The 15,041-nt window shown below is 73.1% G+C and carries 1 protein-coding gene; it reads right to left on the reverse strand.

What is annotated here, in order from left to right; genetic code table 11:
• Positions 1 to 263: 263 nt before the first annotated feature.
• Positions 264 to 14,678 (reverse strand): type I polyketide synthase, encoded by a 14,415-nt coding sequence (locus tag FGW31_RS32730; RefSeq protein WP_182675009.1) that lies wholly within the window; start codon positions 14,676 to 14,678, stop codon positions 264 to 266.
• Positions 14,679 to 15,041: the final 363 nt, after the last annotated feature.

The raw sequence follows: 15,041 nt of genomic DNA on the forward strand, positions 1-15,041 counted from the left end.
GGCGCACGGAGGGGAATTTCTCACGTTCCACCTGGTCGGCCGAAGGGGAAACCTTTCGCCGTTGACCCGTCCCCCGTACACGACCTGCCCCACGCACTCGCACAGCCGGTCGGGCGCGCTCCTCGCAGGGCCGAGGCCCGCATTGCCGCGGCCGGCGACGCGGAACCCCCATGAGGAGGAACCGCATCACCGGCCGGCGCGCCGACTGCGTCGGGTCGGCCTCCGTCACCTTCCCGTGACCACCTGACCGATGTCCGTGCCGCTCACCTGCCCGACCGCCGGGTCCGCAGCAGAGAGGCGATGTCGTCGTCCACGGTGAGGTACCGGCCGGACAGCGGATCGGCTTCACCCGAGGCCAGGCGGACGAGCATCTCCGCCGAACGACGGGGGTCGACGAGCCGTCGGCTCTCGCGCTGGGCCAGCAGCCACGCCCTGACCTCGTCGCTCCACCGCTCCCCGGTCATCCCGCCCTCGATCTGCCGGTGGGTGATGCCGAGGTCGACCAGGCCGGGGTGGTAGCTGAACACCGTCACACCCGTCCCCTCCAGTTCGGGCGCCAGGTTCTCACCCAGCTTGATCAACGCGGCCTTCGAGACGGAGTATCCGGACACCAGAGGCCAACGGTGCTTGCCCGCCGAGCTGACGATGTTGACGACACGGCCGCCGTGCCGCTCGATCATGCCCGGCAGGACGGCCCGGCAGGCACGGGTGCTGCCGCGGAGGTTGACCTCCATGGCGTGCCACCACGCGTCGTCGTCCGTCTCCCACAGAGGGCCGGCCGGGCCGGTCACTCCCGCGTTGTTCACCAGGACGTCGACCGCGTCGAACCGCTCACCGACCGCCGCCAGCAGCCGCGGCATCGACTCGCGATCACCCAGGTCCGTCGGCAGCGCGAGGACTTCGGCCTGCCGTTCCCGCAGCTCGTGCGAGAGACGGTCGAGCGTGTCCACGTCGCGTCCGGTGACCACCAGGTTCGCCCCGGCGTCCGCCATCGCCGTCGCGAACAGCTGCCCCAGCGCCCCGGTGGCCCCCGTCAGCAGGACGGTCCGTCCCTTCAGAGGAAGCACGGGCTCGGGCACCGCAGGAGTTGCGTGCCGGCGCTCGACGACCTCCACCGACGGCCTCGGTTCCTCGGCCGGGACGGTGATCTGCGTGTGCAGGTACCGGGCCAGGCCGGCCGGACTGGGGTGGTCGAAGACGACGGTGGCCGGGAGGGGCCGTCCCATCAGCTTCTCGATGCGGTTCCTCAGTTCGAGAGCGGTCAGCGAGTCGAACCCGAACTCGAAGAAGTTGCGGTCCGCCTCGACGTCCTTCGTGGTGGTGAACCCGAGGACCGCCGCGACCTCCTCCGCCACCACCGACTCCAGCAGCTTCGCCCGGCCGTCCTCGTCCAGAGGGGCCAGCAGCTCCTCGAGCGGCACGGCCTCCGTGCGGCCCGTCGACGCCGCCGCGTTCGACGCCGGACGCAGGTGGTCGCGCAGCAGCGGCGTGAGGGGCGACGCCTCGGAGTCGGACAGGTTCCGGGTGTCCAGCCGCAGCGGCAGCAGCACCGGATTCTGCGCGCCCAGCGCCGTGTCGAAGGCCGTCAGCGCGTCGGCGGTGGCGAGGGGAGCGATACCGAGACGGGCGAGCCGGCGCAGGTCGCCACGGTCGAGATGACCGCTCAGCTCGCTGCGCTGCGCCCACAGCCCCCAGGCCAGGGACAGCCCCGCGTGTCCCGCCGCACGGCGTCGCTGCACGATGGCGTCGACGCACGCGTTGCTCGCCGCGTAGTTCGCCTGTCCGGCGCTGCCCCACCAGCCCGCGGCCGACGAGCACACGACGAACCAGTCCAGCGGGAGATGCCGGGTCAGCTCGTCGAGGTGGTGCACGGCGTCCACCTTCGACGGCAGCAGTCCCTCCAGCGCCTCCCACTCCAGTGCGCGGAAGGTGCCGTCCCGGGTCGTGCCGGCCGCGTGGACGACACCGCGCAGCGGACGGTCCGCCGGAATGCGCGCCAGCACGCTCTCGAGCCGGCCGCGATCACCGACGTCACATGCCTCGACCGAGACCGTGGTACCGAGGCCGCGCAGGTCGTCCGCCAACTCCGCCATGCCCGGGGCATGCTCGCCGCGTCGGCTGAGCAGGACCACGTGGCCCACACCGTGCGACCGGACCGCGTGCCGCGCGAGCGCCGAGCCCACCACGCCGCCCGCTCCCGTCACCAGCAGGGAGGCAGTCGCCCAGGCCGTGCCGGAGTCCGCCGGAAGGGCGCCGTCCGTCGCCTGTCCGGGAGCGTCCGCGGTCGCCGTCACCAGCCGCGGAGCGTGCGCCCTCCCGGCCCGGACGGCGATCTGCGGCTCACCGTCCGCCGGCAGCGCCGCGAGCCCGTCGACCGACGCGGGATCCGCGTCGACGTCGACCAGCAGCAGACGTCCGGGGTGTTCGGTCTGCGCCGTGCGCAGCATGCCCCAGACCGCGGCCTGCGCGGGGTCACCGCCCCGGGACTGACCGTCCGTCACGACCGCGTACTGCGTGACGACGACCAGACGCTCCTGCGGATCCCGCTCCTCGGCCAGCCACGCCTGCACCTCCGCCAGGACGCCGGAGAGCGCGGCCCGCACCCGCGCGGGCACCGGGGCGTCACCGTCGAGGCACCTCAGCCGGCGCACGTCGCCGCCACCGCGCGCCACACGGTCGGCCACCGTGTCCGCCTCGGCGTCCCCGGTCAGCACGAGGTACCGGTGTGCCGGGGCGTCGGCCGTCGGCGAGGCCGCCTGGACCGGCGTCCACCGCACCTCGTAGAGGCTCTGCTGCGGTGTGCTCCGCAGAGCCCCGAGTTCGTCCGGTCCCATCACCCGCAGGGTCAGGCCGTCGGCCGTCATCACCGGATCGCCGTCCGGGTCCCACGCGGTGAACGCCACGGTGGTGTCACCGGTCCGTGCGAGCCGGACGCGCAGGCGCGTGGCGCCGTGCTTGTGGATCTGCGCACCCGTCCAGGAGAACGGCAGCCGCAGTCCTGCGGCGTCCGGCAGCACCCCGGGCGCCGTCAGCGGATGGAGCGCCGCGTCGAGCAGGGCCGGATGCAGCAGATACGTCCCCGCTTCCTGCGCCACCTGCTCCGGCAGTTCGACCTCGGCGAAGACCTCGCCGTCCCGGCCCCAGACGGCGCCGGCGCCCCGGAAAGCGGGTCCGTAGCGAAGGCCCTGCCATTCGAGGTCGGCGAACGCCCCCTCCAGGTCGAGGCTCTCCGTTCCGCCGGGCGGCCACGCCGGCATCGGCTCGGCCTGCGGAGTCGCCCCGGCGCCCTGCTCCGTGAGCCGGGCCGTCGCGTTGTCGGTCCACGGCGCGTCGTCCCCGGCCCCGGCGGGCCTGGAGTGCACGCTCACCTCGCGCAGCCCCTGACCGTCGGACGGCGACACGAACAGCTGGACGTCCAGGTCGTCGTCCGGGGGTATCACCATCGGTGCGCGCAGGACGAGTTCGGCGACCCGCGGGGCACCGACCTGCTGGCCGGCCGAGGCCAGCATCTCCAGGATCGCGGTGCTCGGCGCGACAACGGCACCGCCCACCTGATGGTCCGGCAGCCACTTCGCGTCCGCGGTGGACAGCCGGCCGGTCAGGGCCACCGCGCCGCCCGCGAGGCGGATCGCCGCCCCCAGTACCGGATGGCCCAGCTCACCGGGCAGGTCCGCGGCGCGGCGGGCGGCGGGGGCAGGAGAGGGGTCGAGCCAGTACCGCTCACGCTGGAAGGCGTACGTGGGCAGTTGCAGGGGCGGCTGTGCCGTCCCCGCCTCACCGAGCACCGCACCCCACTGCACGGGTGCGCCCTGCACGAACAGCCGGGCCACCGCCTCGAGCAGCGCCCTGTCCTCCGGCCGGTCCTTGCGCAGCAGGGGGACCAGCGTGGCACCGGACGGGTCCTGCAGGCACCCCGCGGCCAGGGCGGACAGCGTTCCGTCCGGACCCAGCTCCACGAGCGTCCGCACTCCCTGCGCTTCCAGCGCGCGCACGCCGTCGTGGAACCTGACCGGCTCACGCACGTGCGTCACCCAGTACTCGGCCGAGGTGAAGTCGCCGGGCCCGGCCTGCGCGCCGGTGAGGGTGGAGACCAGCGGGATCTGCGGCTCGCCGAAGTCGAGCCGGGACACGACGGCGCGGAAGCCGTCGAGCACGGGCTCCATGAGCGGCGAGTGGAACGCGTGGCTCACCCGCAGCGCACGGGTCCTGCGACCGCGCCGCTCCAGTTGTCCGACGATGTCCGCGACCTGCTCGCTGTCGCCCGACACGACCGTGGCGGCGGGCCCGTTGACCGCCGCGACGCCGACGGCCTCGTGACCCGCCAGCAGCGCCCTGACCTCGTCCTCCGGAGCCTGGACCGTGACCATGGCGCCGCCGTCGGGCAGTCCCTGCATCAGACGGCCACGCGCCGTGACCAGTGCGGCGGCGTCCGGCAGCGACAGGACGCCGGACACGTGCGCCGCCGCGATCTCGCCGACGGAGTGGCCGGCCAGGTACGCCGGAGTGACTCCCCAGGAGGTGACCAGCCGGAAGAGGGCGACCTGCAGGGCGAACAGGCACGGCTGCGCGTACTCGGTGCGGTTCAGCACCGCGGCCGCCTCGGGATCGTCGGCGTCCGCGAAGACGACGTCCGACAGCCGGCGGTCCAGATGGACCTCCAGGGCCGCGCTCACCGCGTCGAACGCCTCGGCGTACGCGGGGAACGCCCGGTACAGCTCGCGGCCCATCGCCGGCCGCTGACTTCCCTGCCCGGAGAACAGGAACGCGGTCTTGCCCGCCTCGCGGGTGTCGTCGGCGAGAACGGCGTGCGGATGCGGTTCCCTCCGCGCTGCGGCGGACAGTCCGCTGACGAGCTCCTCGTGACCGGTGCCGAGCATCACGGCGCGGTGCCTGAAGGTCGCGCGCCCCGAGGCCAGTGTCGCGGCGACCGCGCGGCTGTCCGCCTCGGGCCGCCCGTCGACGAAATCGAGCAGATGGGTCGCCTGGGCCACGAGGGCATTGCGCGTCGTGCCGCTGAGCACCCAGGGAAGCACGTTCGTCGCGGGCCGCTGCGGGGCGGGGTCCGCCGGAGCGGGGTCCGCCGGGTGTTCCAGGATCACGTGTGCGTTGGTGCCACTGATGCCGAAGGAGGAGACGGCCGCTCGCCGCGGGCCGTGGTCCGCCGGCCACGTCCGCTCCTCGGTCAGCAGCCGGATCGCCCCGGAGCTCCAGTCGACGTGCGGTGTGGGCTCACTCACGTGCAGCGTCTGCGGCATGACACCGTGCTGCATCGCCATGACGGTCTTGATGACGCCGCCCACCCCGGCGGCCGCCTGGCTGTGCCCGATGTTGGACTTCAGCGTACCCAGCCACAGGGGTCGTTCACGGTCGTGTCCGTACGCCGACAGGAGTGCCTGGGCCTCGATCGGGTCACCCAGGACGGTGCCCGTGCCGTGCGCCTCGACCACGTCGATGTCCTCGGGGGACAGCGCCGCGTCGGCGAGGGCCTGCCGGATGACGCGCTGCTGGGCGAGACCGCTCGGGGCGGTCAGACCGTTGGAGGAACCATCCTGGTTCACTGCGGAACCACGCACGACGGCCATGACCCGGTGGCCGTTGCGCCGGGCCTGCGACAGCTTCTCGACGACGAGCACACCCACGCCCTCGGCCCATCCGGTGCCGTTCGCGTCGGCCGAGAAGGACTTGCAGCGTCCGTCCGGGGCGAGCCCCCGCTGCCGGCTGAAGTCGATGAACGTGCTGGGGACGGACATCACGGTCACCCCGCCCACGAGAGCCAGCGAGCACTCCTCCTGCTGCAGTGCCCGACTCGCCAGGTGCAACGCGACCAGGGAGGACGAGCACGCGGTGTCCACCGTCATCGCCGGACCCTCCAGCCCCATGACGTACGAGACCCTGCCCGACGCCACGCTGCCCAGGCTGCCGTTGATCAGGTAGCCCTCCATGCCGTCCGGGGTCTCGTGGAGGCGGGAGCCGTAGTCGTGGTACATGACGCCGGCGAACACGCCGGTCGGTGAGCCCTTGAGCGTCTGCGGGTTGATGCCCGCGTGCTCCAGCGCCTCCCAGGACGTCTCCAGCAGAAGTCGCTGCTGCGGGTCGGTGGCGAGCGCCTCACGCGGGGAGATGCCGAAGAACTTGGCGTCGAACATCGCGGCGTCGTGCAGGAATCCACCGGACCGTGTGTGGCTGGTGCCCGGCAGGTCCGGATCGTCGGCGAACAGTGTCTCGAAGTCCCAGCCGCGGTCCGTGGGGAACGGCGTCACGCCGTCGGAGCCGCTCACCACCAGGTTCCAGAGGTCGTCGGGGGAATCGACGCCTCCGGGGTAGTGGCACGCCATGCCCACGATGACGACCGGGTCGTCCTCCACGGCCGTGGCGGCACCGGTCTGCGGCACCCGGGCCGCCGCCGGCTCCTCCCCTGCGTCGAGGGCCTGCACGAGGTGATCGGCCAGCGACGAGAGGGTGGGCCGGTCGAACAGCAAGGTGGGCGGCAGCCGGAGCCCCGTGGCGTCGTTCAGGATCCTGCGCAGCTCGAGGGACATCAGCGAGTCCACACCCAGCTCCGAGAACGACGCTTCCCACTGGTCCTCACGAAGGTCCTGCCGTCCGAGGACCGCGGCGGTGCTCGTGCGGACGAGGTCCGTCAGGGTCCGGCGCCGCTGCTCCGCCACGGGCGGCAGTGCCATGGGCGAGGGGTCGGCCGGGACGGGGGCCGTACTCGTCGGCTGCGGCTGTGCCGCGTGCACACGGGCCGGGACGCGCGCACCGGAGGCGGGCGCCGCGAGGAAGGGCGGAAGGGATTCCGTGGCGGCACCCGGCAGGCCCAGCCGGACCGGTGCGAGGACCGGTTCCCGCCGCGCCAGCGCACGGTCGAACGCCCGCAGCGCGTCCGCCGTGGACAGCGGCTCGATCCCCACACGTGCCATCCTGCGGATGTCCACGTCGCTCAGGTGCCCGGAGAGTTCGCTCTTCTCCTCCCACAGCCCCCAGGCGAGCGACAGCGCGCGGTGACCCGCACGGTGCCGGTCCTCGATCAGCGCGTCCACACACGCGTTCGCCGCCGCGTAGTTCGCCTGTCCGGCGGTTCCCCACCAGCCGGCGACGGACGAGCACGCCACGAACCAGTCCAGCTCCAGTTCCCGGGTGGCCGCGTCGAGCACGTGCACCGCGTCCACCTTGGCGCCGAGCACGGCGTTCAACCGGTCGGGAGTCAGAGTGTCGACGAGGTTGTCCGCCAGCGTTCCCGCGGCGTGGATGACGCCCCGCAGCGGGTGCGTGGCGGGGATGTCCGCCAGGACCGCGGAGACCTGCCCGCGGTCGGCCGCGTCACAGGCGGCGACGGTGACCGTGGCCCCCAGCTCCCGGAGCTCGTCGGCGAGTTCGCTCACGCCCGGTCCCGCCGCGCCACGCCGGCTCATGAGGACGACATGGCCGACCCCATGAGTGGCTACGACATGACGGGTGAGCGCCGAACCCACCACGCCTCCCGCCCCGGTCACCAGCACCGAGGAGTCCGCCCACCCTGATCCGGCGTCACCGCCCGGGTCGGCCGCCGGCGACGGTGCGCCGGCCGATGCCCCGACGTGCTCCAGTCGCGGGACGAGGAGTTCACCGCCCCGCACCGCGAGCTGCGGTGCCGCGGCGGCCACGGCCGAGGAGAGCCCTTCGGGCACCTCCGGCGTCCCGTCCGTGTCGATGAGCCGCACCAGCCCGGGGTGCTCGGTCTGCACCGTCCGGACCAGTCCCCAGACGGCCGCGTGCACCGGGTCGACCGTCGCGTCGGGACCGGTCGAACACGCCTGCCGGGTGATCACCACCAGGCACTCGCCCTCATGCCGTGGCCCGGCGAGCCACGCCTGGATCCGCTCCAGCACCGCGGTCAGCCCGGCGCGCACCCGCTCGGGTGTCGTCCCCGCGAAACCGCCGACGCGGTCGACCGCCGCGACGGCACCGGCCAGGTGGTCGTGGGCCGCCTCGACGCCGGGACCGTCGCCGACCAGAAAGCATCGCTGCGCCGCCGTAGCCTGCCCACCGCCCGCGGTCGCGGCCCCGAGCGGTTCCCACACCATCCGGTACAGCGGCTCCTCGCGGCCGGCGGACAGCGCCAGCCGAAGTTTCTCCGCCGACACCGGCCGCAGCACCACACCGGCCTCGAGGACGGGGCCGCCCTGCGTGTCCCAGGCCGTCAGGCGGACCGTGTCGGGCCCTTCCCTCCGCATCCGCACCCGCAGGGCCGAGGCTCCGCGGGCATGGTGGCGTACGGCGGACCAGGAGAACGGCAGCCGCGCGCCCTGCGCGTCGGGCAACAGCTCACCCGCGGCGAGCGGGTGCAGCACCGCGTCCAGCAACGCGGGGTGCAGCAGGTACGCGCCGGACTGCGCCGCGTCGGCGTCCGCCAGCCGCACCTCGGCGAACAGCTCGTCGTCGTCGCGCCAGACCGCCCGCACGCCGCGGAAGGCCGGACCGTACGTGAGGCCGCGTGCCGCCAGTTCGTCGTAGTGGTGCCCGACGTCCACTGCCACGGCGCCCGCCGGAGGCCACGCGGTCAAGGACTCCGCGCCCTCCGGTGCGGCTGCCGGCTCCCCGCCCAGCGTCCCCGTGGCGTGCGAGGTCCACCGGTCGGCACCGGCACACCGGGCGAGCAGGTGGAGCGCGGAGACACCGGGGGTGCCCGTCGCCTCGATCCTCACCTGTACGTCGGTCGCCTCACCGTCGGCGATGACCAGCGGAGCGTGCAGCAGCAGTTCCGTGACCTCGCCGTGGCCGGTCTGCTCGGCGGCCCGCGCCGCCGTCTCCAGCAGGGCCGTACCCGGCACCACGAGGGCACCGCCCACCCGGTGGTCGACGAGCCAGGGGAGGCGCCGGGTGCCGAGCCGGCCGGTGAGCACCGCTCCGTCGTCCAGCTGCACGGCCGCCGCCAGCAGCGGGTGCCCCATCGGGATCAGGCCGGCGGACGCGAGGTCCGTCTCCCCGGCGAGCGGTTCCAGCCAGTAACGCTCGTGCTGGAACGCGTACGTCGGCAGTTCCACCACGCGGGCGTCCGTGCCCGAGAAGCAGGCGGTCCGGTCGATCTCCGTGCCCGACGCGTGCAACTGGCCGACGGCGAGGGCCAGTGCTGTCCGCTCGGGCCTGTCCCCCCGGAGCACCGGCAGGATCAGCTGGTCGGTGTCGCCCAGGCAGTCCTGTGCCATCGCGCTCAGCACGCCGTCCGGGCCGAGTTCGAGGAAGCGGGTGACGCCCTGTTCCCTGAGGTGGCGGACGCCGTCGGCGAAGCGCACGGTGTCCCGTGCGTGCCTGACCCAGTGTTCGGCGTCACCGAGTTCCTGTGCGGAGGCGCCGCGCCCGGTGAGGTTCGACACGAGGGGGATGTCCGGGGTGCCGTAGGTGAGACCTTCCGCAACGCTGCGGAAACGTTCCAGCATGGGCTCCGTCAGGGGCGAGTGGAAGGCGTGGCCGACCGCCAGCCTGCGCGTCCTGCGGCCCCGTCGCGCCCACTCGTCGGCGAGCGCGAGTACGGCTTTCTCGTCACCGGACAGGACGACCGACTCGGGGCCGTTGACGGCCGCGACGCCCACCCGGTCGGTGAGGTGCGGCAGGACCTCGTCCTCGCGAGCCCGAACGGCGACCATGGCGCCGTCCGCGGGCAGTTGCCGCATCAGACGGCCGTGCTCCGCGACCAGCAGCGCCGCGTCCGGCAGGGACAGCACACCGGACACATGGGCGGCCGTCAGTTCTCCGATCGAGTGGCCGGTGACGTAGTCCGGCCGGATCCCCCAGTCCTCCAACAGCCGGTACAGCGCCACCTCGACGGCGAACAACGCCGCCTGGGTGTGGACCGTGCGGTTGAGCAGTTTCCTGTCCGTGCCCCAGACGACTTCGCGCAGCGAACGGTCCAGATGCCGGTCCAGCTCGTCCGCCACGGCGTTGAACGCGGCGGCGAACACCGGGTGCTCGGCGTGCAGTTCCCGGCCCATACCCAGGCGCTCGGCACCCTGACCGGTGAACATGAAGGCCAGTCCGCCCTCCGGCACGACGCGTCCCTCGCCCACGCCCGGAGCGCTGCGGCCGCCCGCCAGGGCCTCCAGGCCCGACAGCAGCTCCTCGTGGTCGCGGCCGACCACGACGGCGCGGTGCGGGAAGGCGGTACGCGTCGTGGCCAGTGAGTACGCGACGTCCGACGGCCGCAGTTCGGGCCGCGCCCCGACGAAGGAGCGCAACCGCTCCGCCTGGGCCGCCACGGCGGCCGGCGACTTCCCGCTGATCACCCACGGAAGGGCCGTCCGCGCCGTCGTCGGGAGCTGCGCGCTCCGCCCGGCGACCGGCTCGTCCGACGGCGCCTGCTCGATGATGACGTGGGCGTTCGTTCCGCTGATGCCGAAGGAGGAGACAGCCGCACGCCGGGCCCGCTCACCCTCGGGCCAGGGCTGTGCCTGGGTGAGCAGCGCGACGGAACCGGCGGACCAGTCGACCTTCCGTGAGGGCTCCTGCACGTGCAGCGTCCGGGGCAGTACGCCGTGTCGCAGGGCCATGACCATCTTGATCACGCCGGCGATGCCTGCCGCGGCCTGGGTGTGCCCGATGTTCGACTTCAGGGAGCCGAGCCACAGGGGATGCTCGACGTCGCGTTCCTGTCCGTAGGTCGCCAGAAGTGCCTGCGCCTCGATCGGGTCGCCGAGCGTGGTACCCGTGCCGTGTGCCTCCACCGCGTCGACCTCGGCCGCCGACAGGCCGGCACCGGCCAGCGCCTGCCGGATCACCCGCTGTTGCGAGACTCCGTTCGGCGCGGTCAGGCCGTTGGAGGCGCCGTCCTGGTTGACCGCGGACCCGCGCAGCACCGCAAGGACGCGGTGACCGTTGCGCCGGGCGTCGGACAGCCTCTCCACCACGAGGACACCGACGCCCTCCGCCCATCCGGTGCCGTCCGCCGCGTCCGAGAACGCCTTGCAGCGGCCGTCCGCGGCAAGTGCCCGCTGACGTCCGAACTCGGTGAACATCCCGGGCGTGCTCATCACCGTGACGCCTGCGGCCAACGCGAGGGAGCACTCGCCCTGACGCAGCGCGTGGGCGGCGAGGTGGAGCGCGACGAGGGACGACGAGCACGCCGTGTCCACCGTGAGCGCGGGCCCTTCGAGCCCGAGGCTGTACGCCACCCGGCCGGACACCACGCTGCTCGCCAGGCCGGTCAGGAGATGCCCGGCGACATGGTCCGGGCTTTCGTGCAGACGTGTCCCGTAGTCCCCGGCCATGGCCCCGGCGAAGACTCCCGTACGGCTGCCCCGAAGGGTGTCCGGCACGATGCCAGCCGCCTCCAGAGCCTCCCACGACGTCTCCAGCAGCAGTCGCTGCTGGGGGTCCATCGCGAGTGCCTCGCGCGGTGCGATGCCGAAGAACTCGGCGTCGAACCCGGCGGCGTCGTACAGGAAACCGCCCTTGCGGGGACGTCCCTCACCGGCCGCACCCTCGACGAGGGGATCCAGCACGTCCCAGTGGCGGTCGGTGGGACAGTCGCCCAGGGCCTCCTCCGCGTCAGCCACCAGTCGCCACAGATCCTGCGGGGACCGGACGCCCCCGGGGAACCGGCAGCTCATGCCGACGATGGCGATGGGATCGTCCTCGACCGGTATCGTCGAGGCCCGCACGGCCTCGACCACCGCCACGGAAGCACCGCCCGGACCGCGGTGGCGGGCCTCCAGCTCTCCGGCCAGGCGCTCAGGGGTGGGGTGGTCGAAGACGACGCCGGACGGCAGCGCGAGTTCGGTGGCGGCGTTGAGCCGGTTGCGCAGCTCCACGGCCATGACCGAGTCGAAACCATGGTCCTTGAACGACCGGTTGACCTGGATGTCCGCCGGATCGGTGCGCAGGACCAGGGCGGTCTGCGCACGGACGAGGTCGAGCGCGGGGACCAGCGCGTCGGTCTCCTGTCGCTTCGGCTCGGCGTCCGCCTGCCACGGCGCGGTGACGGCCGGCGCGGGGCCGTTCGGGCGTGAGGGCCCGGCGTCCATCCAGTGCCGCCGCCGCTGGAACGCGTACGTCGGAAGCTCGTGCGCCGGCAACGGCTCGATGCCGTCGGGAAGGAACTCGGTCCAGCGGACGCGAGCGCCGCGCACGTACATGTCCGCGAGGCAGGTGAGGAACCGCTCAAGTCCCCCTTCGTTGCGCCGCAGCGAACCGGTCGCGAAGACGCCCGCCACGGCTGCTTCGTCGGCGATGTCGGCGACGGCCGCGGTCAGAACGGGGTGCGGACTGCACTCGATGAAATGCGTGTGCCCCGCGGCCAGCAGCTCCTGGACCGCCGTGCTGAAGCGCACCGGCTCGCGCAGATTGCGCGCCCAGTACTCGGCGTCCAGGGTGTCACCGTCCACCCAGGCACACTCCACCGTCGACATCAGGGGCACCCGCCCGGCGACCGGTGCGATGCCGGCCAGGTCGTCGAGGAGTTCGTCCCGCAGGGAGTCCACCTGCGGGCTGTGCGAGGCGTAGTCCACGGCGATGCGCCAGACCTTGACGCCGGTCCGGTCCCATTCGGCCTCCAGGCCCTCGAGAACCTCCGGATCGCCGGAGAGCACGGTGGACCTGGGGCCGTTGACCACGGCCACCGAGACGCCGGGGTGGGACCGGATCCGCGCACGTACCTCGTCGGCCGGCAGGCCGACCGAGGTCATGGCTCCCTTCCCGGCCAGCCGGTCGGCGATCAGCCTGCTGCGCAGTACCACGACCTTCGCGGCGTCCTCCATGGACAGCGCGCCCGCGACGACGGCCGCCGCGATCTCCCCCTGGGAGTGACCGACCACGGCGTCGGGCGACACGCCTGCCGCCTCCCACATGGCTGCCAGGGACACCATGACGGCCCACGAGACGGGCTGGACGATGTCGACCCGCTCCAGTCCTTCCCCGTTGGCCAGCACTTCGGTCAACGACCAGTCCACGTGGGCGCCGAGTGCCCGGTCGCAGCGCGCCATGGAGTCGGCGAACACGGGGGAGGAGACGAGGAGTTCCCTGCCCATGCCCACCCATTGGGCGCCCTGGCCGGGGAAGACGAAGACATTGCGGGTGTCACGCGAGGAGTCCGCGCGTCCCACGACGGCACCCTCACCGGGGACACCGTGCGCGATCCGGTCGAGACTCGCCCGCAGCGCGTCCCGGTCCGGAGCCAGGACGACGGCCCGGTGGTCGAAGAGCGTGCGGGAGTCGAGCAGCGTGACGGCGGCGCCGACGGGGTCGGCGTCGGGCCGTCGTGCCAGGAACGCGTGCAGTCGCCCGGCCTGGCCGCGCACGGCTGCCGCGCTCCTGGCGCTGAGCACGTAGGGCACCGGTGTGTCACCGGGGACCGCCGGGGTGGCGGGCACCTCGACGGGGGCGGTGGGTGTCGTCCGGGGCGGGCCGGCCAGGACGACGTGGCAGTTGGCGCCGCCCATGCCGAAGGAACTCACGCCGGCCAGCCGCTCGTGGGCCGGGCGGCCCCAGTCTGCGAGGTCCGTCTGGACGCGCAGCCCGAGTTCCGCGAAGGGGATGCGGGGATTGGGCCGTTCGAAGTTCAGGCTCGGCGGCAGCTGGCCGTACCGGATCGCCAGCACCGCCTTGAGCAGCCCGGTGACACCCGCGGCGCCCTCCAGGTGGCCGACGTTCGTCTTGGCCGATCCCACGGCGAGCGGCATGTCGTCCGCCCGCCCGGGGCCGGTCACCGCGCCCAGCGCGGCGGCCTCGATCGGGTCGCCGACCTTGGTGCCGGTTCCGTGCAGTTCGACGTACTGCACGCTGCTCGGCTCGACGCCCGCCCGCTCGTACGCCGTCCGCAGGACGGACTCCTGCGCCGAGACGTCGGGGGTGGTGAGACCGTCGCTCGCCCCGTCGTTGTTCACCGCGCTGCCGCGGATCACGCAGTACACCGTGTCGCCGTCGGCCAGTGCCTTCCGCAGGGGCTTCAGGACGACCAGGCCGCCGCCCTCGCCCCTGACGTAACCATTGGCCCGCTCGTCGAAGGTGTGACAGCGCCCGTCGGGCGACAGCCCGCCGAACTTCGAGGCGGCGACGGTGCTGTCGGGCGCGAGGTTCAGGTGCACGCCACCGGCCAGCGCCAGTTCGGATTCGCCCGACCGCAGGCTCTCGCAGGCCAGGTGCACGGCGACGAGCGAGGAGGACTGGGCGGAGTCCACGACGAAGCTGGGACCCCGCAGTCCCAGCGCGTAGGACACGCGGTTCGCGATGAGGCCACGGCTCAGACCGACCATGGTGTGGTGGTCGACGCCCTCCGGTCCCTGCTGCCCGCTGAGCGTCGCGTAGTCGGCGCCGATCGCGCCGGCGAACACGCCGACGGGTGCTCCGCGCAGCGTGTCGGGCAGCACGCCGGCGTTCTCCAGGGCCTCCCAGCCGAGTTCGAGCATCAGCCGCTGCTGCGGGTCCATGGCCGCGGCCTCACGGGGGGAGATGCCGAAGAACTCCGCGTCGAAGTGGCCGACGTCCTCCAGGAAACCGCCCCGGCGCGCATCGTTCCCCCTCGGGCCGGTGGAGCCGGAGTCGTGGCGCGACGCCGTGTCCCACCGCTCTTCCGGCATGTCGGTGACCGCGGTCTCACCGGCGCTGAGCAGGCGCCAGAAGGCATGGGGATCAGTTGCGCCGGGCAGGCGGCACGACAGTCCGATGACCGCGATGTCATCGCGAGAGCTGGGGGCTTCTGGAGACATGCTCATTGCACTGTTCCCATCTTGCGGTACGGAATCCTGCGGGGGCGCATGGGGGCACACACCGTGCGAGGAGGACACGAATGTGGAGGCGGAATGCGTGGCGGAGGGACAGGGGCCGAGGGGGGCAGAGGGGCGAGGGGCGTGGAAACGAAGCGACCGGGCCGCGTGTGAATTCCGGGCGCTCACGGCGACGTCACCAGGAAACAGACACCACCCTGCGGGGGGACGGACACCCCTTCACGGCCGTGCCGCAAGGAGAGACAGTTCCGAACGGTCAATGAATTACTTCGAGGTATCACCGAAAAGGCGAGCTTCCGTCTACAGGTGTCCTGCCGTCGGGCGGCTTACCGGCCTCACCGCGAA

Source organism: Streptomyces calvus (genome assembly GCF_006782915.1).
GTDB lineage: Bacteria > Actinomycetota > Actinomycetes > Streptomycetales > Streptomycetaceae > Streptomyces > Streptomyces calvus.

Coding starts and splice junctions, on each gene's coding strand:
- FGW31_RS32730 (WP_182675009.1), bottom strand. CDS start 14,678: ATGTCTCCAGAAGCCCCCAGCTCTCGCGATGACATCGCGGTCATCGGA.